Genomic DNA, 21718 nt, shown 5'->3' on the forward strand with positions numbered 1-21718 from the left:
AGGTTCCTCAGTCACCAAAAAGTGCGTTCTTCCACGTCGGCCCTCACTTTCCTACAGTTCCTGAGTAACCACAAGAGAGCACGAGAGAAGGGCCACTCCCATGTCCGCCATCGACGCGTTCCGCTTCGGCATATCGGCCGAGACCGACTTCGGCTACTCCCAGGCGATCAGGTCCGGCGATCTGATCCACGCCTCCGGGCAGGTCTCGTTCGACGAGGCGGGCGAGTTCCGTCACGCGGACGACTTCGCCGCGCAGCTCAAGCTGACCTACGCCAACATGGACCGGATCCTCGACCACTACGGCGTCACCCGGAAGCAGATCGTCTCGCAGACCGTGTACCTGGTGGGCCTGCGGCAGCACGCCACGGCGATCGCGGAGGGCAACATGGCGTACTTCGGCGACCACTGCCCCGCCAGCACGGTCCTCGGCGTCAGCGAACTGACCCTCCCCGGCCAGCTCGTGGAGATCGCCTTCGTCGTCGACACGAAGCTGCCCGCCTGACCCGGTGCCGCGCCCCGGCCGGTGTCCCGCCTGACCCGGTGCCGCGCCCCGGCCGGTGTCCCGCCGGAGCCTCAGTCCGCACCACCCAGGGTCTCCTCCAGCAGCGCCGCCCACTGGGCGACCACGCGTCGGCGGCGGGCCGTGTCGTCGGTGAGGAGGTTGGCCAGGCCCAGCCCACGGGCCATGTCCAGCAGGCCCTGGACGGTCTCCCGGACGCCGGGCCGGGATTCGTCGGCGCCGAGCAGTTCGACCGCTATCCGGTGGGTCTCCCGGCCGACGCGGGCCTCCAGTTCGGTCACCCGGGGCCGTAGCGGCTCCTCGTCGCAGGCGGCCACCCACAGGTGCAGGGCGGCGCGGAAGAGGGGTCCCGTGTACAGGTCGACGAGGGCGGCGACGACGGCGGGGCGGGCCGCGGCGCCCTCCGGGAACAGGGTGCGCAGGGCGGCGGAGCGCTGCTCGGCGACGTACTCGACGGCCGCCGTGAACAGGTCCTCGCGGGTGCGGAAGTGGTGCTGGGCCGCGCCGCGGGAGACGCCCGCGCGTTCGGCGACGACGGTGACCGTGGAGCCCGCCCAGCCGTGCTCCACGAGGCAGGCCACGGCGGCCTCCAGGAGCCGCTGCCGGGTGGCCCGGCTGCGGTCCTGCTTGGGCAGGCGGTCCTCTGCGGTCACAGCACCCATGCGGCATCCCGTCGGTCGAGGAAGGCCGTCATCCCCTCCCGGGCCTGGGCGGAGGCGAACAGCCGGGCCGAGAGCGCGGTCAGGTCGGCTGCTTCCCGGTCGAATGTCTCCAGCACCTTAGCCGTGAGCAGGCGCTTCGTCTCGGCCAGACCCTGCGGCGCGGACCGGCGCAGGCCGTCGAGGACGGGGGCGAGCGCCGCGTCGACGTCGTCACCGGCGAGGGTCAGCAGGCCGATGCGGGCCGCTTCGGCGGCGTCGAACCGTTCGCCGGTGAGGCAGTAGCGGGCGAGGGCGCGCGGGTCGGCGCGTGGCACGAGCGGCAGGGAGATGACGGCGGGTGCCACGCCGATCCGGACTTCGGTGAAGGCGAACGTGGCCCCGGTGCCGGCGGCCGCGATGTCGCAGGCGGCGAGCAGGCCGAGGCCGCCCGCCCGGACGTGCCCGGTGACCCGGGCGACCACGGGCCGCTCCAGCTCGACGATCTGCCGGAGCAGGCCGACGACGGCGTCCGGGTGCGGGGGGTCGCGCAGGTCGGCGCCGGCGCAGAAGGTGCCGCCGGTGTGGGTGAGGACGACGGCCCGTACGCCGTCGTCCGCGCCGCACTCGGCCAGCGCGTCCGCGAGGTCGCCGACGAGGGCGGCGGACAGGGCGTTGCGGGTGTCGACCGAGTCCAGGCTGAGGGTTTCCACGCCACGCGCGCGTGTACGTCCGATCAGTGTCACGACCGCTCCCCCCGTTCGCGTTCGCGCAGTGCGCGGCGGAGGATCTTCCCGGAGGCGGACCGGGGCACTTCCGCGACGAGGGTGACCCGCCGTATCCGTTTGTAGGGGGCGACGCGTTCGGCGACGTAGTTCATGATTTCTCCTTCGGTCGGCCCGGCGGTGGCGGGCCGGTGGACCACGAAGGCGTGCGGGACCTCGTTGCCGTCCTGGTCGTGGACGCCGATGACGGCGGCGTCGGCGATGCCGGGGTGGGTCAGCAGCAGCGCCTCCAGTTCGGCGGGGGCGACCTGGAAGCCCTTGTACTTGATGAGTTCCTTGACCCGGTCGACGACGAACAGCCAGCCGTCCTCGTCCACCCGGCCCACGTCTCCCGTGTGCACCCAGCCGTCCGCGTCGATCAGGGCGGCGGTCTCCTCGGGACGGCCGAGGTAGCCCTTCATCACCTGGGGGCCGCGGATGAGGATCTCGCCGCTCTCGCCGGTGCCGAGGTCCGTGCCGGGGTCGTCGAGGGAGACGATGCGCATCTCGGTGCCGGCGATGAGCTTGCCGACGGTGCCGGCCGGCGCCCGTTCCATGGCGTCCAGCGGTACGACGTGGGTGCCGGGCGAGAGTTCCGTCATGCCGTACGCCTGGCCGACCGGTGGCAGGCCGAGCCGCCGCGAGCAGGCGGCGGCCAGCGAGGCGTCCAGCGGGGCGGCGGCGCTGAGGAGGTACTTCAGCGACGACAGGTCGTAGCGGGTGACCGCCGGGTGCTTGGCGAGGGCGAGGACGATCGGCGGGGCGACGTAGAGGCCGGTGATGCGGTGGGTCTCGATGGCCGCGAGGAACGTCTCCAGGTCGAAGCGGGGCAGCACGACGACGGCCGCGCCCTGTCTGAGGGGGGCGTTCATCAACGCGGTCAGACCGTAGATGTGGAAGAACGGCAGGACGGCGAGGATGCGTTCGTCGGGTCCGGCGGGGGCCGCGGGTTCCAGTTGGGCCAGGTTGGTGGCGATCTGCCGGTGGGTGAGCATCACGCCCTTGGGGGTGCCGGTCGTGCCGGACGAGTACGGCAGGACGGCCACGTCCTCGGCGGGGTCGATGGGCACGTCCGGGTCGGGTGCGGTGGAGGCGAGCAGGTCGAGCAGCGAGCGGTGGCCGGGCGCGCGGTCGCAGACGAGGACCTCCCGGATGCCGCCGGCGAGTTCGGCGGCCCGGCGGGCGGTCCGCAGGAGCGGTGCGACGGTGACGATCCAGCGGGCGGCCGAGTCGCGCAGCTGTTTCGCGAACTCCTCCGGAGTGGCGAGCGGGTGCACGGTGGTGACGGCGGCCCCCGCGCGCGTGGCCGCGTAGAAGACGGTCGGGAAGGCGACGGTGTTCGGGCTGTGCAGGGCGAGCACGTCGCCCTTGCGCAGCCCGGCGTCGGCGAGCGCGGCGGCGACGCGCCGGTGGAACCGGTCCAGCTGTGCGTACGTGAGGGTGGTGCCGTCCACGCCGTCGATCAGCGCGGTCCGGTCGCCGAACTCGGCGGCCCGGTTCAGGACGGCGTCGTGGATGGGGAGTTCGACGGCCGGGACGTCTGCGTACTCGCTGCGGAACACGGTTCCTCCAAGGCGGCCTGGTACGGCTAGTACGACTTGGGCAGACCGAGGGTCTGGTGGGAGACGTAGTTGAGGATCATCTCCCGGCTCACCGGGGCGATACGGGCCACCCGTGCGGCCGTTATCAGCGAGGCGAGCCCGAACTCCCGGGTGAGGCCGTTGCCGCCGAGGGTGTGCACGGCCTGGTCGACGGCCTTCACGCAGGCTTCCCCGGCGGCGTACTTGGCCATGTTGGCGGCCTCGCCGGCGCCGGCGTCGTCCCCGGCGTCGTAGAGGTGGGCGGCCCTCTGCATCATCAGCCGGGCCAGTTCGAGGTCGATGTGGGCCTGCGCGAGGGGGTGTGCGACAGCCTGGTGGGCGCCGATGGGGGTCTGCCAGACGGTGCGGTCCCGGGCGTACTCGACCGCCCTCGCCAGCGCGTAACGGCCCATGCCGATCGCGAACGCGGCCGTCATGATGCGTTCCGGGTTGAGTCCGGCGAAGAGTTGGAGCAGGCCCGCGTCCTCTTCACCGACGAGCGCGTCGGCGGGCAGCCGTACGTCGTCCAGGGTGAGTTCGAACTGCTTCTCGGCGGCGTTGATCTCCATGTCGATGGGCCGCCGCGTGAAGCCCTCCGTGTCGCGCGGGACGATGAACAGGCAGGGCTTCAGCCGTCCGGTGCGGGCGTCCTCGGTGCGGCCGACGATCAGCACCGCGTCGGCGATGTCCACACCGGAGATGAACACCTTGCGGCCGGTCAGCAGCCAGTCGCCGGTGCCGGGGTCGCGGTGGGCGGTGGTGGTGATGCGGTGCGAGTTGGAGCCGGCGTCGGGCTCGGTGATGCCGAAGGCCATGGTGCGGGTGCCGTCGGCCAGGCCGGGCAGCCAGGCGCGTTTCTGCTCCTCGGTGCCGAAGCGGGCGATGACCGTGCCGCAGATCGCGGGCGAGACGACCAGCATCAGCAGCGGGCAACCCGCGGCACCCAACTCCTCAAGGACTATGGAGAGTTCGGTGATGCCGCCGCCCCCGCCGCCGTGCTCCTCGGGCAGGTTGACGCCGAGGTAGCCGAGCTTGCCCGCTTCGGCCCACAGTTCCGCGGGGTGGCGGCCCTCGGCGACGGTGCGGGTGAGGTAGTCGCGGCCGTAGCGCCGCCCGAGGGCGGCTGCCGCGGCTCGTAGGGCCTTGTGCTCGTCGGACTCGATGAGGGTGGTCATGCGTTCCTCCGCGTACGGCTGATGTGTGGTGGCGCGCGCGGCGCCCCGGCTGCCCGGTGCGCCCGCGCCGTTCCCCTGTTCCCCGCTCGCCCTGGTGCCCCGACAGGCACTAGTGCCCCGGTTCGACCACCGCCAGCACCGCGCCCGGCTCCACCTGCTGTCCCGGTTTGACGTGCAGCGCGGTGAGGGTGCCGGTGACGGGTGCGGAGATCGGGTGCTGCATCTTCATCGCCTCCAGCCAGATCAGCGGCTGCCCGGCCTGGACGGGTGCGCCCTCGGTCAGGTCCTCGGCGACGCGTACGACCGTGCCCGGCATCGGGGCCGGCAGGGAGCCGGGGGCGAGCTGGGCGGCCGGGTCCGGGAAGCGCGGTAGCGCGGTGAGGGCGGTGGCGCCCACGTGGACCCGGTCGCCGTAGCGGGCGATCTCGAAGCGCCGCCGTACGCCGTCGGCTTCGAGTACGACCAGCCGCGCGTCGGCGTGCACGACCCGTACGCCGTCGGCCGCGAGCCCTTCGCGGGTGTGCCGGTAGTGGACCTCGTGTTCCTCACCCGCCATCAGGTAGCGCTTGGTCTGCGGCTGGGAGGGGACCGTGCGGAAGCCGCCGAAGCGGGAGCGGCCGTGGGCGTCGGCGAGCGCGGCGGCCAGCGGGGCGTACGGGTCGGGGGCGGGCTCGGTCAGTGCGGTGAGGTGGCGGTCGTAGAAGCCGGTGTCCATTCCGGCCGCGGCGAACTCCGGGTGCCGCAGGGACCGTACGAGCAGGTCGCGGTTGGTGGCCGGGCCGTGCACGGCCGCCCGCTCCAGCGCGCCGGACAGTCTGCGGACGGCCTCCGCGCGGGTGGGCGCGTGGGCGATGATCTTCGCGAGCATCGGGTCGTAGTGGACGCCGATCTCGTCGCCGTCGGTGTAGCCGGTGTCCAGGCGGACGCCGTCGGGTACGGCGAGGCGGTGCAGGGTGCCGGTCTGCGGGGCCCAGTCACGGGCCGGGTCCTCGGCGTACAGGCGGGCCTCGACCGCATGGCCACGCGCGTGTGGCGGCGCGTCCGGCAGGGCGTGGCCCTCGGCGACGCGGAGTTGCTCGGCCACCAGGTCGATGCCGAACACGGCCTCGGTGACGGGGTGTTCGACCTGGAGGCGGGTGTTCATCTCCAGGAAGTGGGCCCTGCCGTCGGCGACCAGGAACTCGACGGTGCCCGCGCCCACGTACGACACGGAGCGGGCGGCGCGCTCGGCCAGCGTGTACAACTCGTCGGTGAGCGCGGCGTCCAGGCGGGGCGCGGGGGCCTCCTCGACGACCTTCTGGTGACGGCGCTGGAGGGAGCAGTCGCGGGTGCCGAGCGTCCACACCGTGCCGTGCGTGTCGGCGAGGACCTGCACCTCGACGTGGCGGCCGTGCTCGACGTAGGGCTCCACGAACACCTCGCCGTCCCCGAAGGCGCTCTCCGCCTCGGCCCGCGCGCCCGCCAGCGCGTCGTCGAGCCGGTCCAGGGCGCGGACGATCCGCATGCCGCGTCCGCCGCCGCCCGCCGCCGCCTTGACCAGGACCGGCAGGTCGGCCTCGGTGACCTCGTCGAGCGGCGCGAGCCCCATCAGCCGCTTGGCGCGGGTCTTGGACGCCATCGCCTCGATCGCCTCCGGCGGCGGCCCGATCCAGACCAGGCCCGCGGCCAGGACGGCGCGCGCGAAGCCGGGGTTCTCGGACAGGAAGCCGTAGCCGGGGTGCACGGCGTCCGCGCCGGCTGCCACGGCGGCCCGCACGATCAGGTCGGCCCGCAGGTAGGTCTCGGCGGGCGTCGCGCCCGGCAGCCGTACGGCGGTGTCGGCCACGCGCGCGTGCAGCGCGTTCTCGTCGGCGTCCGAGTGCACGGCGATGGTCCTGATGCCCAGGTCGCGGCAGGTGCGGAAGATCCGGCAGGCGATCTCGCCCCGGTTGGCCACGAGGACAGAAGTGATCATTGCTGGTTCCTCACATCCGGAAGACGCCGAAGCCGCCCCGCGCGCCCTCGTAGGGCGCGGTGTGGAGGGCGGACAGGCACAGGCCGAGGACGGTGCGGGTGTCGCGCGGGTCGATGACGCCGTCGTCGTACAGCCGCCCCGACAGGAACATCGGCAGTGACTCGGACTCGATCTGCGCCTCCACCATGGCGCGCAGCCCGGCGTCGGCGTCCTCGTCGTACGGCTGCCCCTTCGCGGCGGCCGACTGCCGGGCCACGATCGACAGCACCCCGGCGAGCTGCTGCGGGCCCATGACGGCCGACTTGGCGCTGGGCCAGGCGAACAGGAACCGCGGGTCGTAGGCGCGTCCGCACATGCCGTAGTGCCCGGCGCCGTAGGAGGCGCCCATGAGGACCGACAGATGCGGTACGCGGCTGTTGCCGACCGCGTTGATCATCATCGCGCCGTGCTTGATGATGCCGCCCTGCTCGTACTCCCTGCCGACCATGTAGCCGGTGGTGTTGTGCAGGAACAGCAGCGGGATGTCGCGCTGGTTGGCGAGCTGGATGAACTGGGCGGCCTTCTGCGACTCCTGGCTGAACAGCACGCCCTGCGCGTTGGCGAGGATGCCCACCGGGTAGCCGTGCAGTTCGGCCCAGCCGGTCGCCAGGCTCGTCCCGTACAGCGGTTTGAACTCGTCGAAGTCGGAGCCGTCGACGATCCGGGCGATCACCTCGCGCGGGTCGAAGGGGGTCCTCAGGTCGCCCGGGACGATGCCGAGCAGGTCCTCCGGGTCGTACTTCGGCGGCTCGGCCGGGCCCGGGTCCTCGTACGCCTTGCGGTGGTTGAGCCGGGCCACCACCCGCCGCGCCTGCCGCAGCGCGTCCCGCTCGTCCACCGCGAAGTGGTCGGCGAGGCCCGACACGCGCGCGTGCATCTCGGCGCCGCCCAGGGACTCGTCGTCGCTCTCCTCCCCGGTGGCCATCTTCACCAGCGGCGGCCCGCCGAGGAACACCTTCGCCCGCTCCTTGACCATGATCACGTGGTCGGACATGCCGGGGATGTAGGCGCCGCCGGCCGTCGAGTTGCCGAAGACGACCGCGACCGTCGGGATCCCGGCCGCGGACAGCCGGGTGAGGTCCCGGAAGATGGCGCCCCCGGGGATGAAGATCTCCTTCTGCGAGGGCAGGTCGGCGCCGCCCGACTCCACCAGGCTGATGCAGGGCAGCCGGTTGGCCAGCGCGATGTCGTTGGCGCGCAGCGCCTTCTTCAGGCTCCAGGGGTTGCTGGCGCCGCCGCGCACGGTCGGGTCGTTGGCGGTGATCAGGCATTCGACGCCCTCGACCACGCCGATCCCGGTGACCAGGGAGGCGCCGACGGCGTAGTCGCTGCCCCAGGCGGCCAGCGGGGACAGCTCCAGGAACGGGGTGTCGGGGTCGAGGAGCAGTTCGACGCGTTCGCGGGCGAGCAGCTTGCCGCGCCTGCGGTGCCGTTCGACGTACTTCGGGCCGCCGCCCGCGAGGGCCTTCGCGTGTTCCGCGTCCAGCTCGGCGAGCTTGGCGAGCATGGTCTCGCGGTTGGCCCGGTGGTCGGCGCCGGCCGGGTCGACCGCGGAGGTAAGGACCGTCACAGCAGGGCCTCCGGGATGTCCAGGTGTCGGGACCGCAGCCATTCGCCGAGGGCCTTGGCCTGCGGGTCGAAACGGTGCTGGGCGGCGACGCCCGCGCCGAGGATGCCCTCGACGGTGAAGTTGAGGGCGCGCAGCTGGGGCAGGACGTGCCGGACGACGGTCAGCGGCCGGCTCTCGGGCATCAGCTCCCGGAACCTGTCGACCGTCAGCTCGTGCGCGAGCCACCGCCAGGCGTCGTCCGTGCGGACCCACACGCCCACGTTGGCGTCCCCGCCCTTGTCGCCGCTGCGGGCCCCGGCGACCAGTCCCAGCGGCGCCCGGCGCACCGGCCCGGCGGGCAGCGGGGCCGGCAGCTCCGGTTCCGGTACGGCGGTGAGTACGCGGGTCTCCGCGGCGCCCGGCACGGGGATCCGCCGCCCGTCGTCGAGGACCGCCACCTGCTCGACGGCGCCCTGGGGCACGTACGCGGCCTCGAAGACCCCGTAGGGTGCGCCCTTGCCCGGGGGTGCCGGCACGTGGAAACCGGGGTAACTGGCCAGCGCCAGCTCGACGGCGGCACCGGTCAGCGCCCGCCCGACGGCGTCCTGGTCGCGGTCCTTGACGACGAGCCGCAGCACGGCGCTCGCGGTCTCCTCCGTGTCCGCGTCCGGCCGGTCGGTGCGTACCAGGTCCCAGCGCACCTCGGCGGGCTCGGACCCGGCGAGCGCGTCGGCCAGTTGCCGGCGCACCAGCGCCGCCTTGGCCTCGATGTCCAGCCCGGTGAGGACGAAGGAGACCTCGTTGCGGAAGCCGCCGAGCCGGTTGAGGCCGACCTTCAGGGTGGGCGGCGGTGCCTCCCCGCGCACGCCCTCGATCCGCACCCGGTCGGGGCCGTCCTGGCCGAGCCGGACCGTGTCGAGCCGGGCGGTGACGTCGGGGCCCGCGTACCGGGCGCCGCCCGTCTCGTACAGCAGCTGTGCGGTGACCGTGCCGACGGTCACGAGCCCGCCGGTGCCGGGGTGCTTGGTGACGACGGCCGTGCCGTCCTCGTGGATCTCGGCGAGCGGGAAGCCGGGACGCCGCAGGTCGCCCTCGGCCTCGGCCTCGGTGAAGAAGGCGTAGTTCCCGCCGGTGGCCTGCGTCCCGCACTCCAGCACGTGCCCGGCGACGACGGCACCGGCCAGCCGGTCGTACTGCCCCGGCGTCCAGCCGAAGTGCGCGGCGGCCGGGCCGGTGACCAGCGCCGCGTCGGTCACCCGCCCGGTGACCACGACGTCGGCACCGGCCCGCAGGCACTCCGTGATGCCGAAGCCGCCCAGGTAGGCATGGGCGGCGAGGGTGCCCGCCGGCCGGACGAACCCGGCGATCCGGGCCCCGGTGAGGTCGTCGCCCGCCACGTGGGCGACCCGCACCGGTATGCCGAGCCGGTCCGCCAGCTTCCGTACGGCGTCGGCGAGGCCGGCGGGGTTGAGCCCTCCGGCATTGGTCACGATCTTCACGGACCGCTCGTGCGCGAGCCCGAGGCAGTCCTCCAACTGGCGCAGAAAGGTACGGGCGTACCCGGCACCCGGATCCTTCAGCCGGTCCCGGCCCAGGATCAGCATCGTCAGTTCGGCGAGATAGTCCCCGGTCAGAACGTCCAGGTCGCCGCCGGTGAGCATCTCCCGCAGGGCGTCGAACCGGTCGCCGTAGAAGCCGGAGGCGTTGCCTATGCGCAGCACGCGGCCGGTCACGACCGGGCCCCCCGGCCGTCCTCCGGGCCGTCCCCCTGTCCGTCCCCCTGTCCGTCCCCCTGTCCGTTCTCCTGTCCGTTCTCCGGGCCGCCCTTCCGGCCCTTCCGGCCCTCCCCCTGGCCGCCCCCGGGCTCCCGCCCGGCCCCCGGCGGGCCCGCGAACGCCTGCGCGATGTCCAGCCAGCGGTCGGCGTCCGGCCCCTCGGCGCGCACCGCGAGGTCCGCCCGGTGGGCCCGCTGGGTCACCAGCAGACAGAAGTCGACGGCGGGGCCGGTGACGCGCTGGGCGGCGTCCTCAGGACCGTACGCCCACACCTCGCCGGACGGTCCGACGACCGCCACCCGGAACTCCTCGGCGGGCGCGGGCAGTCCGTGCGCGCCGAACGCGAAGTCACGGGCCCGCACGCCGATGCGGACCACGTGCCTCAGCCGGTCCGTGGGGGTACGGACCACCCCCAGGGCGTCGGCCACGTCCTGGCCGTGCGCCCAGGTCTCCATGATCCGGCCGGTGGCGACCCCCGCCGCCGACATGGGCGGCCCGAACCAGGGGAAACGCGCACCGGCGGGCGCGGCCCGCAGCGCCCGGTCGAGTGCGGCCCGCACCTGGCGCCACCCCGACAGCAGTTCCTCGGGGGCCAGTCGGGCCCCTTCCTGCGCCGCCTCGTCGACAAAGGTCTCCGCTGCGGCGAGCGCCTTCTCGGCCACCGACCGGAACGCGTCCGCGTCGGTGACCGCGAGCAGCGCCGAACGGTCGGTCCAGGCGAGGTGGGCGATCTGGTGCGCGACGGTCCAGCCGGGCGCGGGCGTGCGGAGCGCCCAGCCGCTCGGCTCCAACTCCGCGACGAGCCGGTCCAGTTCGGCACTCTCGGCGCGCAGGTCGTCGAAGACGGGGGTGGGGTCGGCCATGGGGAGGAGCATGGCAGCGGCCCCAAAAACAATCAAGCACGCTTGCATGAATAGTTTTCCACAAGCACCGTGCCTGTGGGCACCCGTCCCGCTACTCTCGGTGATGGAGGTGGTTGGTGTGCGAAGCCGAGAACTGGACCCCAGTGCATCGCCGTTGGACTACTACGGCTACGAGCTGCGCCGGGCACGGGAGGCGGCCGGCCTGACGCTGGCGCAGCTGGGCTCGATCGTGTTCTGCACGGGATCACTGATCGGCCAGGTCGAGACGGCGCTGAAGGTCCCGCAGCGGGAGTTCTCCGAACGGGTGGACGCGGCACTGGGGACGGACGGTTTGTTCTCCCGGCTGGTGGGGCTGGTGCTGCGGAGCCAGTTGCCGAGTTGGTTCCAGCCTTATGCGGAGATGGAGGCGAAGGCGGCGTACATCTCTTCATTTCAGGCCCAGTTGGTGGACGGTCTGCTTCAGACAGAGTCCTACGCGCGCGTCGTGCTGGGTACGAGAGATGAAGCAGGACTGGACGCGAGAGTGGCGGCACGAATGGAGCGGCAGCGCGTTCTGGAACGGGAGCAGCCACCGGCGGTCTGGGTGGTGCTCAGCGAAGCGGTCCTCCGCCAGGAGGTCGGTGGCAGAGAGGTCATGCGGGGGCAACTCGCGCACCTACTGGACCTGCAGAAGCGCACGTGGCTGGACATCCAGGTACTGCCCTTCGCGGCTGGAGCACACGCGGGACTGATGGGCACGTTCTACCTTCTGCGCTTCGAAAAAGACCCCGACATCGTCTACACAGAGGACTTCGTCCAGGGGCATATGACGGCCAATCCGGAAGCTCTCAAAGAGGGTTTGGTCCGTTACGATCACCTACAGGCGGCTGCCCTCTCTGTCGACGAGTCGGCAGCCCTCATCGCCCGTGTGATGGAGGAACGGTATGGGAATGACCCTGAACCTGACGGGCACAGCGTGGCGTAAGTCCTCGTACAGCGGCGACAACGGGGGCGCTTGCCTCGAATGCGCCCCCCTCGGCACCGCCACGTGGCGGAAGTCGTCCTACAGCGGAGGCACCGGCGGTGAGTGCGTCGAGGTCGCCGACCTCACCCCCCACATAGCCGTCCGCGACTCCAAGCACCCCGGTGGCCCGCACGTGCTTGTCTCTGCCGATGCCTGGGGGGAATTCCTCGCGCACGCCGCCGAGTAGCGCGGGGCGGCCCGTTCGGTCGGCGGGCCGCCGGCCAGCAGGGCGGCGAAGGCGATGACCATGACGCCGGTGACCATGACGCCGGTGACCATGGCACCGGTGACCTTGACGCCGGTGACCCCGGTGGCGGTGAGGGTGGTGACGAAGCGGCCGTGGGCCTGTGCCTGTGCCTGTGGAAGTCGGCGCGCCCGCAACGGCCACTTGCCGCCAAATCGCGGTCCGGCCGTCTGTTCGTCTGCGTACCGGGAATGCTGCGCTTCAGGGCCGCTCTCCTTCAGGCAACGTGACGGCAGGAGCCAACGGGGCCGGGGCGGCTGTCGGAAGGCATGGTCATGCCGCAGGACATCGTGTTCCACCTGCCCTTCGCAGCGGACGTCAGCCCGGACGCGGACGACGCCCGGCGGCGCAGTCTCGACTGGTGCGGACGCCGGGGCCTGGTCGCCCATCCCGTCAACCGGCAGCGGTTCCTGCGCTGGGACATCGCCGGGCTGATGGCGGCATGGGTCCCACGGGCCACCGGGGAACGGCTGGATCTGACGGTGGACGCGGTCGTCGTCGCCACCTTCCTGGACGACCAGTTCGACGGTCCGCTGGCCGCCCAGCCGCGCCGGGTCGCCGCGGCCTGCCGCGCCTTCACCGACGTGATCGCCTCGGGCGGAGCCGCACCGGCCGGCGCGGGTCCGCTGGTCGGCGCGTTCGCGCAGGTGTGGCGCCGCCTGGCCCACCGGGCCTCGCCCGACTGGCTGGAGAGCACCGGGCAGCACTGGCAGTGGTACCTCAACGCGTACGCCGAGGAAGCAGGCAACCGCGCGCACCGCCACGTCCCGACCCGAGCCGAGTACTTCGCACTGCGCCGCAGGTCCGGCTTCGTGTACGCCATGCTCGATCTGAGCCAGCGGGCGTACGGCTTCGAACTGCCGCCCCGTCTCTACGCGGACCCGACCGTGCGCCGCATGCTCGACATCACCGCCGACGTCGTGGACACCCTCAACGACGTCCATTCCGTCGAGAAGGAGGAGTCCCGCGGCGACCTGCACAATCTGGTCCTGGTCATCGAGCACGAACTCGGCTGCGACCGCGACACCGCGATCGTCGAGATCCAGCGGCTGATCCACAGCTGGTGCGCGGAGTTCGTCGCACTGGAGGACAGACTCGGGAAGCGCACCCCCGGGGAGGACATCACCGGGGAAGACACCGTCGGGGAAGACACCGTCGGGGAGCGCGCACTCGGGCAGGACGCGCTCGGGGAAGACGCGCTCGGGCAGGACGCCCTCGGGCAGGACGCGCTCGGGCAGGACATCGCCGGGAAGGACGCGCCCGGAGACGGTCCGCCGGGGCCGCCCCGCGCCGACACCGCGGTCGTCGCGCGGCTCACCGACTGCATGCGCAGCGCGATGAGCGGTTATCTGCACTGGAGCCGCGTCAGCCTGCGCTACTCACAGCCGGTGCCCCCGGACGAGCCCGCACTCGTCACCGACCTGCTGACCGGCGGCTGATCATGGTCGCCCGACTGCTGTCCCAACGGTCCGGACCCGCGCGCCCCCGGGCCCTCGTCGTCGGCGCGGGAATCGCCGGGCTGCTGGCCGCCCGGGTGCTGGCGGACGGCTTCTCCGAGGTCGAGATCGTCGAACAGGACGCCCTGCCGACCCGGCCCGGACCGCGTCCCGGCGTGCCACAGGGCCACCACGTGCACGGTCTCACCGCCCGGGGCGCCCAGGTGATGGAGCAGTTCTTCCCCGGGCTGCACGACGAACTGACGGAAGCCGGCGCCCCCGGCGGGGACTTCGGGCAGATCGTGGCGTTCCGGTTCCCGACGTGCTGGTCGCCGCGCGCCACGACCGGAATCCCGCTCCAGACCTTCAGCCGCCCCCTGCTCGAAGCACGGCTGCGCGAGCGCGTGCTCGGCCTGCGCAACGTCCGCGTCCGGTCCGGCGTACGGGTCACCGGCCTGACCGGCGGGCCCGGCCGGGTGACCGGAGTGCGTACACGCGACACCGGCACGGTCCTCGCCGCCGACCTGGTGGTGGACGCGAGCGGACGCGCCTCCCGACTGCCCGGCTGGCTGACCGAGCTGGGCCTGCCCGCGGTCGCCTCGACGGTCGTCGACGCGCACGTCGGCTACGCCTCACGGCTGTACGCCGCGCCCGACCCGCACGCTCCGCCGTGGGCCGCCGCCATGGAACTCGTCCAGGCTCCGCACGTCCGCCGGGGCTTCATGGCCACCCGCGTCGAGGACGGCCGGCTCCTGGTCACCCTGCAAGGCGCGGACGACGACCACCCGCCGCACGACCCCGACGGTTTCACGGCGTTCGCCCAGAGCCTGCGCACCCCGCTGGCCGGCCTGCTCGCCCACCTCACACCGCTGTCGGCCGTACGCCGCTACGCCCACTGCGCCAACCGGCGCACCCACTACCACCGGCTGCCGGTCTGGCCCGACGGGCTGATCGCGCTCGGCGACTCCGTCTGCGCCTTCAACCCCCTCTACGGGCAGGGGATGGGCGTCGCCGCCATGGAGGCGGAACTCCTGCACACCATGCTCGCCCGCCTGCCCGCCGGACCCGGCCACGGCTTCACCCGCTCCTACCAGCAGCGGGTGGCCGCCCTGACCCGCCGCCCCTGGATCATGTCCACCGTGCAGGACCGCGGCTGGCACCTCGGGCCCGCCGCCGACCGTTCCACCCGGGTCACCAACGCCGTGCTGACCACCGTGCAACGGACCATGTCCACCGACCCGGACGTGTTCCGGCGGTTCCTCGCCGCGATGCACATGACAGAAAGCTCCGCGGTACTGCTGCACCCGCGAGCGGTGCTCGCCGTCGCCTCCACCGCACTGCGGCCGGGGAGCGCCCCGGACGACGCCCGCCTGTGGTGGGGCCACCCGGACCCTCGGCGACCGGACTGATCGGGGTGTCGGGCCGCGGCCCGGCCGGTCAGACCGTCGGCGGTTCCGGCTCCGCGGCCAGTTCCCGCCTCGGTTCCGGTTCCGGCGCCGCCGCCGACCCCGGCTCCGGCCCCGCTTCCGCCTTCGGGATCGGGTTCGGGTTCGGCTTTCCCCGGCCCACCTGGGTGCGTACCGCGCCCATGCTGGCCGCGATGACCAGGACGATGGCCAGGATCTCGGTGACCGACAGGTCCTGGCCGAGGATCAGGAAGCCCGCGGTGGCGGCGAGGGCCGGTTCCAGGCTCATGAGGATGGCGAAGGTGGGGGCGGGCAGGCGGCGCAGGGCGAGCAGTTCGAGGGTGTAGGGCAGTACGGAGGAGAGCACCGCCACCGCCGAACCCAGCGCCAGAGTCGTCGGGTTCAGCAGTTTGCCGCCCGACTCGGCGATCCCCAGCGGCAGGATCAGCAGCGCCGCCACCGCGATGGCGAGCGCCAGCCCGTCGGCCTGCGGGAAGCGGCGGCCGGTTCGGGCGCTGAAGATTATGTACGTCGCCCAGCACGCCCCCGCGCCGAGCGCGAAGCCGACGCCCGCCACGTCGAGGTCGCCGAAGCCCCCGCCGCCGAGCAGGAAGACACCGGCGAGGGCCAGACCCGCCCAGACGGCGTTGACCGCCCGGCGGGAGGCCAGCACCGACAGCGCGAGCGGTCCGAGTACTTCGAGGGTGACCGCGGGGCCCAGCGGGATACGGGCCACCGCCTGGTAGAAGAGGCCGTTCATCGTGGCCATCGTGAGGCCGAAGACGAGCACCGTGCCCCAGTCGGTGCGCGAGTGGCCGCGCAGCCGTGGCCGGCACACCACGAGCAGGACGACGGCCGCCACGAACAGCCGTAGCGACACCACACCGAGGGCACCGGCCCGGGGCATCAGGGTCACGGCGAGCGCTCCGCCGAACTGGACCGAGATCCCGCCCGCCAGCACGAGGCCGACCGGCCCCAGGGAGCCGAGCCGTCCCCCCGAGGTGCCCTGCGTGGAGACGGCGGGGGTCTGAGGGGCGGAGCCGGAGGTGGTCACGGGCGGTCCAGGTGCTCGGTCGGAGGGCGCGGAGGTGCTGTTCATCACAATGTACTACCAGGTCCAGGGTAATAGACCTCGACAGGAGTGTGAACCTCGTACGCCACTGTCCTGGACGCCGTGGAACCGTCGGCGGCCTCAGCGCGCCCCTTCACCCCCCTTCGTCCGGCCGCCGGTCCCGTCGCCCGTCCCGTCTTCGCTCGTCCCGTCTTCGCTCGTCCCGTCTTCGCTCGTCCCGCCGCCCGTCCCGTGGGCCGAACAGCTCCAGCACTTCGACGTCCGACGCCCGCGCGTGCAGGAAGTGTTCGGCCCAGTCGGCGATGTCCGGGTAGGCGCACTCCGCGACGAGGCGGGCGACGGCGGCCGGGACGTCGTACGACGTGACGCGGAGGTCGGTGCCGGGGCCGAGGAGGCACCAGTGGGCGCCGGGTCGGCCGTACGGCATGCCGACACTGCCGGGGTTGACGACCAGACGGCCGTGGGCCAGGCGGACGTAGGGCATGTGGGTGTGGCCGCAGACGACGGTGCGGACGCCGGGGTCGAGTCCGGTGAACACCTCCCTCCAGCGCTCCGGGCGGGAGTCGACGAGGACGACCTCCTCGTCGTCGCGGGGCGTGGCGTGGCAGAACAGGACCGGCCCGAGGCCGGTGACGTGCAGGGTGCGGGACCTGGGCAGGGCGGCCAGGAAGTCGATCTGGTCGGTGCGCAGGGCCCGCGCAGCGAACGGGGCGATGGGGTCGGGGATGTCGTCGCGGGCGCCCCGGCGGTACTCCACCAGTTCGCGGTCCGCGTTGCCCGCCACCCACAGGATGCGGTCGCCCAGCGACCGCAGCCGGTCGATCACCTCGACCGGCTGCGGTCCGGCCGCGATGTCGCCGGTGAGCACGATGCGGTCGGCGGCGGCCACGTCGGGCTCGGCGAGGACGGCCTCCAGTGCCGGAAGCACACCGTGGATGTCCGAGAGCACGGCGATCCGGTCGTACGACATGCGCTCATCCGACCCGTCCTGCTCATCCGACCCGTCCTGCTCATACGGACCGTCGTACTCATCCGACCCGTCCTGCTCATACGGCTCGCCCTGCTCGACCGGCCGCGCCATCACCACGCCCGCCCATCCCCGTGCGCGCCCCCGTTCGCGCCCCCGTCCGCCGCCCCGCTCCCGTGCGCACCCCCCACGTCTCCGTCTCCCTCCCCGTCTCCGTACCCGTACTCCTCCCCGTCCCCGTCCGGTCCCAGTGCCTGCGCCAGCACCTCCGCCAGGTGCCGCCCCCGCACCCCCGCCAACTGCTCCAACTGCGTACGGCACGAGAAACCGTCCGCCAGGACCACCGTCCCCTCGGCGGCCTCCCGTACGGCGGGCAGGAGCTGGTCCTCCGCGCAGGCCGCCGACACCTGGTAGTGGCCCTTCTCGAAGCCGAAGTTGCCCGCGAGACCGCAGCAGCCGCCGCTCAGGTCACCGGTCAGGCCCGCGGCCCCGCGCAGGCGCCGGTCGGCCGCGTCGCCGAGGACCGCGTGCTGGTGGCAGTGGGTCTGTCCGGCCACGGGCCGGTCCACGGCGGGCGGGGTCCAGTCGGGCGCGTACCGCTGAAGTACCTCGGCGAAGGTGACGACCGCCGCGGCGAGGCGGGCCGCGCGCGGGTCGTCGTGGAGCAGTTCCGGCAGGTCGGAGCGGAGCGCGGCGGCGCAGCTCGGCTCCAGGACGACGACGGGCACCGCGGCCCGCAGCACCGGTTCCATCAGGTCGAGGGTGCGGCGCAGCACCGCGCGGGCGCGGTCGAGCTGACCGGTGGAGACGTAGGTCAGCCCGCAGCAGACCTTGCCCCGGCCGCGGAGGACGGCGAGCGGGTTCAGGGTGGCCGACCTGCCGCCGCCCACCGGGGGCACCGCCAGGTGCAGGGTCGGCGGGAGGGCCACGCGCAGCCCGGCGGCCTCCAGCACGCGTACGGCCGCCCGGCCCACCGAGGGCGAGAAGTGCTCGGTGAAGGTGTCCGGCCACAGCACGACGAGGTCGCCGCCGTCAGCGGGGGTCGGTCTCCGCCGCCGCCACCAGCCGCTGAACGTCCGGCCCGCCAGCCGCGGCAGGTCCCGCTCGGGTGCGATCCCGGCCACCCGTTTCGCGACCCGCGCGAGCGGCCGTACGGCGGCGAGCGCGTTGACCACGGACGCCGTGCGGGTCCTGGCGGCCCAGCGCAGCCAGACCGGCAGCAGGCCCAGCGCGTAGTGGGCCGCCGGGCGCCGCCGGCCCGCGTAGTGGTGGTGCAGGAACTCCGCCTTGTACGTGGCCATGTCGACCTCGACCGGGCAGTCGGAGCGGCAGCCCTTGCAGGACAGGCACAGATCCAGCGCGTCCCGGACCTCGGTGGACCGCCAGCCGTCCGTCACCACTCCCCCGGCCTCCCCGGCCAGCATCTCGTGCAGCAGCCGGGCCCGGCCGCGCGTGGAGTGCGCCTCCTCGCCGGTCGCCCGGAAGGAGGGGCACATGACGGAGGCGCCGGCCGCCGTCGTCGTACGGCATTTGGCGACGCCGACGCAGCGGCGGACCGCCGCCGAGAAGTCGCCGCCGTCGTCCGGGTAGCCGAAGGCGACCGGGACGGGTTCGCGGGGCAGGACGGCGAAGCGGAGGTCCGTGTCGAGCGGGGCCGGGCGGACCAGCATGCCGGGGTTGAGCAGGCCGTCCGGGTCCCACACGTCCTTGGCCCGCTCGAACAGGCCGACCAGCCGCGCCCCGTACATCCTCGGCAGCAGTTCGGCCCGTGCCTGCCCGTCGCCGTGCTCACCGGACAGCGAGCCGCCGTGCGCCACCACCAGGTCGGCGGTCTCCTCGGAGAAGCGCCGGAAGCGGCCGATGCCGGGCTCGGTGAACAGGTCGAAGTCGATGCGGACGTGGATGCAGCCGTCGCCGAAATGCCCGTACGGCGTGCCGTGCAGACCGTGGGCGGCCAGCAGCGCGCGGAAGTCCCGCAGGTACGCGCCGAGCCGGGCGGGCGGCACCGCGCAGTCCTCCCAGCCCGGCCATGCCTCCGAGCCGTCCCGCGTCCGGGTGGCCGTACCGCTCGCGTCCTCCCGCACCCGCCACAGCGCCCGTTGCCCGCCGGGTTCGGTCACCACGAGCGAGTCGACGACATCGGCGGCGCGGACGATCGCCTCCGCACGCGCGCGTGCCTCGGCCGCCGACTCCCCGCCGGTCTCCACGAACAGCCAGGCCCCGCCGCGGGGCAGCCCGGCCGCCGCGGGCACCAGGTCGGCCGCCATGCCCTCGACGGTGAGTGGATGGTGCGGCAGCAGGCCCGCGGCGGCGTCGGCGGCGGCGCTCTCGTCGGGGTAGCCGAGCACGGCCAGGGCCCGCGCGGGTGGGTCCTCGACGAGGCGTACGACGGCCCGGGTGAGCAGGCCCAGCGTCCCCTCGGAGCCGCAGAGGAAGCGGGCGACGTCGGCGCCGCGCTCGGGGAGCAGGGCGTCCAGCGCGTACCCGGAGATACGGCGGGGCAGTTCGGGGAAGCCGGTGCGCAGCAGCGCCAGTTCGCCCGCGACCAGGTCGCGCAGCCCCGCCGGGGCGCCCGCCCAGTCCGGTCCCGGCCGCAGCCGCTCACCCCGCGCGGTGACGACGTCCAGTTCCCTGACGTTGTCCGCCGTGGTGCCCCAGGCCACCGAGTGCGCGCCGCAGGAGTTGTTGCCGATCATCCCGCCGAGCGTGCACCGGCCGTGGGTGGACGGGTCAGGACCGAACCGCAGCCCGTGCGGGGCGGCGGCCTCCTGGAGCCGGTCCAGGACCAGGCCGGGCTGTACGACGGCGGTACGGGCGCCGGGGTCGATCTCCAGGACCCGGTTCATGTGCCGGGTGAAGTCCAGCACGACGCCCGTACCGGTCGCCTGCCCCGCGATCGACGTACCCCCGCCGCGCGCCACCACCGGCACCCCGCGCGCCCGGCACACGCCGAGGACCGCCGCGACGTCGTCGGCGTCCCGGGGGGCCACCACCCCGAGCGGGACCCGCCGGTAGTTGGACGCGTCCATGGTCGTCAGCGCCCGGGACGTGACGTCGAAGGCCACCTCGCCCCGGACGGCCGCCCGCAGTTCCGCCGCCAGGTCCCGCACCGGCTCCGCCGCAAGATCCGTCATACGTCCAGCAAAGCAGGCGGGCGGGGGGCGGTACAGCAGCCCTCGCGCCACCGCCGCACGCGACCCGGCCGCCCCGCCCCGGGCCCCGACACGACCGCCCGGCGACCCGCGACGCCGTCGTCCGGGGGCGCGACGCCACCGCCCGGCGACCCGCGACGCCACCGTCCGGCGACCCGCGACACCGCGCCCGGCGAGCCTCGACACCCTCACCCGACGAGCCTTGACCCCCTCACCCGGTGGGCGGGAACGTCAGCGCCCGGTGGACGGAACGTCAGCATCCGATGGACGGAATCGTCAGCACCCGATGGACAACCCGGTGGACAACCCGGTGGACAAAATCGTCAGCGCGGAGCGCCCCGTCACCCGAAACGCCGTCTCAGCCGACGGACCAGGTTTCGCCGGGGTTTCCTCCAGCCGCTAATCTCGCATCGTGGCTGAGATCCAGATTCCTGCTGACATCAAGCCCGCGGACGGCCGTTTCGGCGCGGGTCCCTCCAAGGTCCGGGTGGAGGCGCTGGACGCGCTCGCCGCGACGGGCACGTCCCTGCTGGGCACATCCCACCGCCAGGCCCCGGTGAAGAACCTGGTCGGCAAGGTGCGCGAGGGCATCACCGCCCTGTTCTCGCTCCCCGACGGCTACGAGGTGGTCCTCGGCAACGGCGGGTCCACCGCGTTCTGGGACATCGCCACCCACGGCCTGATCGAGAACAAGTCGCAGCACCTGTCGTTCGGCGAGTTCTCGTCCAAGTTCGCCAAGGCCGCCAAGCTGGCGCCGTGGCTGGCCGAGCCCACGGTCATCGCCACCGACCCCGGCACCCACCCGGAGCCGGAGGCCGAGGCGGGCGTGGACGTCTACGCCTTCACGCACAACGAGACCTCGACCGGTGTCGCCATGCCGATCAGGCGGGTGGCGGGCGCCGACGAGGGCGCGCTGGTCCTGGTGGACGCCACTTCCGGCGCCGGCGGCCTCCCGGTCGACATCGCCGAGACCGACGTCTACTACTTCGCCCCGCAGAAGTCCTTCGCCGCCGACGGCGGTCTGTGGATCGGCGTCTTCTCCCCGGCCGCGATCGAGCGCGCCGAACGCGTCCACGCCTCCGGCCGGCACGTCCCGGAGTTCTTCTCGCTGCCCACGGCGATCGACAACTCCCGCAAGAACCAGACGTACAACACCCCGGCGCTGGCCACCCTCTTCCTGCTGAACCAGCAGTTGGAGTGGCTCAACGGCCAGGGCGGTCTCGCCTGGTCGACGGCCCGTACCAAGGACTCCTCGACCCGCCTGTACTCGTGGGCGGAGGAGGCCAAGTACGCCACTCCGTTCGTCTCCGACCCGGCCAAGCGCTCCCAGGTCGTCGGCACGATCGACTTCGCCGAGGAGATCGACGCGGCGGCCGTCGCCAAGGTGCTGCGCGCCAACGGCATCGTCGACACCGAGCCGTACCGCAAGCTCGGCCGCAACCAGTTGCGCGTCGCGATGTTCCCGGCGGTCGACCCGGCGGACGTCGAGGCGCTCACCCAGTGCGTGGACTACGTCATCGACAAGCTCTGACCCTCGGTACACGAAGGCGACGGGCGCCCCGCGGTACTCCGCGGGGCGCC

General features: G+C 73.3%; 17 protein-coding genes. 6 read left to right on the forward strand and 11 right to left on the reverse strand.

The annotated features are described in order from the left end of the window. The first annotated feature begins 100 nt into the window (after positions 1-100). The gene (locus ACFC09_RS34015; protein WP_376534705.1) at positions 101-502 is read left to right on the forward strand and encodes a RidA family protein; all 402 of its coding nucleotides are present in this window, start codon (positions 101-103) and stop codon (positions 500-502) included. A 71-nt stretch (positions 503-573) separates the two neighbouring features. Here ACFC09_RS34015 and ACFC09_RS34020 read toward each other — a convergent pair whose 3' ends face one another. From ACFC09_RS34020 to ACFC09_RS34055, 8 genes are all read right to left on the reverse strand, one after another. Beyond that, the gene (locus tag ACFC09_RS34020) at positions 574-1182 is read right to left on the reverse strand and encodes a TetR/AcrR family transcriptional regulator (protein WP_376534707.1); all 609 of its coding nucleotides are present in this window, start codon (positions 1180-1182) and stop codon (positions 574-576) included. After that, positions 1170-1904 carry an enoyl-CoA hydratase family protein gene (locus ACFC09_RS34025; protein ID WP_376534709.1) on the reverse strand — a complete coding sequence of 245 codons (735 nt, stop codon included), beginning with the start codon at positions 1902-1904 and terminating at the stop codon, positions 1170-1172. Before ACFC09_RS34025 ends, ACFC09_RS34020 begins: the two co-directional genes overlap by 13 nt. Then, positions 1901-3484, reverse strand: coding sequence for a 4-coumarate--CoA ligase family protein (locus ACFC09_RS34030; protein ID WP_376534711.1), 1584 nt, complete (start codon positions 3482-3484; stop codon positions 1901-1903). Before ACFC09_RS34030 ends, ACFC09_RS34025 begins: the two co-directional genes overlap by 4 nt. Before the next feature lie 26 nt (positions 3485-3510). Continuing rightward, a complete protein-coding gene (locus ACFC09_RS34035; protein ID WP_376534714.1) occupies positions 3511-4677 on the reverse strand; it encodes an acyl-CoA dehydrogenase family protein in 1167 nt (388 codons plus the stop codon). Between the two features lie 109 nt (positions 4678-4786). Continuing rightward, complete coding sequence (locus tag ACFC09_RS34040; RefSeq protein WP_376534716.1) at positions 4787-6631, reverse strand: acetyl/propionyl/methylcrotonyl-CoA carboxylase subunit alpha; 1845 nt, start codon at positions 6629-6631, stop codon at positions 4787-4789. A 10-nt stretch (positions 6632-6641) separates the two neighbouring features. Continuing rightward, the gene (locus ACFC09_RS34045; RefSeq protein WP_376534718.1) at positions 6642-8282 is read right to left on the reverse strand and encodes an acyl-CoA carboxylase subunit beta; all 1641 of its coding nucleotides are present in this window, start codon (positions 8280-8282) and stop codon (positions 6642-6644) included. Next, positions 8237-9952: an acyclic terpene utilization AtuA family protein gene (locus tag ACFC09_RS34050; protein ID WP_376534720.1), complete on the reverse strand. Its 1716-nt coding sequence runs from the start codon at positions 9950-9952 to the stop codon at positions 8237-8239. Before ACFC09_RS34050 ends, ACFC09_RS34045 begins: the two co-directional genes overlap by 46 nt. After that, on the reverse strand, positions 9949-10857 hold the full coding sequence (locus ACFC09_RS34055; RefSeq protein WP_376534722.1) for a TIGR03084 family metal-binding protein: 909 nt from the start codon (positions 10855-10857) through the stop codon (positions 9949-9951). Before ACFC09_RS34055 ends, ACFC09_RS34050 begins: the two co-directional genes overlap by 4 nt. A gap of 103 nt (positions 10858-10960) precedes the next feature. Between ACFC09_RS34055 and ACFC09_RS34060 the strand changes: the two genes are divergently transcribed. The 4 genes from ACFC09_RS34060 (at position 10961) to ACFC09_RS34075 (ending at position 14949) form a co-directional block, all read left to right on the forward strand. Next, a complete protein-coding gene (locus tag ACFC09_RS34060; RefSeq protein WP_376534724.1) occupies positions 10961-11821 on the forward strand; it encodes a Scr1 family TA system antitoxin-like transcriptional regulator in 861 nt (286 codons plus the stop codon). Further along, complete coding sequence (locus ACFC09_RS34065) at positions 11781-12047, forward strand: DUF397 domain-containing protein (protein ID WP_376534726.1); 267 nt, start codon at positions 11781-11783, stop codon at positions 12045-12047. Before ACFC09_RS34060 ends, ACFC09_RS34065 begins: the two co-directional genes overlap by 41 nt. A gap of 332 nt (positions 12048-12379) precedes the next feature. Next, positions 12380-13543, forward strand: coding sequence for a hypothetical protein (locus ACFC09_RS34070; protein ID WP_376534728.1), 1164 nt, complete (start codon positions 12380-12382; stop codon positions 13541-13543). A 2-nt stretch (positions 13544-13545) separates the two neighbouring features. Further along, complete coding sequence (locus ACFC09_RS34075) at positions 13546-14949, forward strand: FAD-dependent oxidoreductase (protein WP_376534740.1); 1404 nt, start codon at positions 13546-13548, stop codon at positions 14947-14949. A 28-nt stretch (positions 14950-14977) separates the two neighbouring features. Here ACFC09_RS34075 and ACFC09_RS34080 read toward each other — a convergent pair whose 3' ends face one another. The 3 genes from ACFC09_RS34080 to ACFC09_RS34090 all read right to left on the reverse strand — a co-directional run bounded on the left by ACFC09_RS34080 (position 14978) and on the right by ACFC09_RS34090 (position 20119). Next, entirely contained in the window at positions 14978-16045 is a 1068-nt protein-coding gene (locus tag ACFC09_RS34080; protein ID WP_376534730.1) for an EamA family transporter, read from the reverse strand. Between the two features lie 106 nt (positions 16046-16151). Further along, positions 16152-16988 carry a metallophosphoesterase family protein gene (locus tag ACFC09_RS34085; RefSeq protein WP_376534742.1) on the reverse strand — a complete coding sequence of 279 codons (837 nt, stop codon included), beginning with the start codon at positions 16986-16988 and terminating at the stop codon, positions 16152-16154. Positions 16989-17098: 110 nt separating this feature from the next. Further along, positions 17099-20119: an FAD-binding and (Fe-S)-binding domain-containing protein gene (locus ACFC09_RS34090; RefSeq protein ID WP_376534732.1), complete on the reverse strand. Its 3021-nt coding sequence runs from the start codon at positions 20117-20119 to the stop codon at positions 17099-17101. 430 nt (positions 20120-20549) lie between these two features. Here ACFC09_RS34090 and serC point away from each other — a divergent pair, with 430 nt between their 5' ends. Next, positions 20550-21668, forward strand: coding sequence for a phosphoserine transaminase (gene serC / locus ACFC09_RS34095; RefSeq protein WP_376534734.1), 1119 nt, complete (start codon positions 20550-20552; stop codon positions 21666-21668). Positions 21669-21718 lie beyond the last annotated feature (50 nt).

This window comes from Streptomyces sp. NPDC056161 (genome assembly GCF_042268025.1).
Taxonomy (GTDB): domain Bacteria; phylum Actinomycetota; class Actinomycetes; order Streptomycetales; family Streptomycetaceae; genus Streptomyces.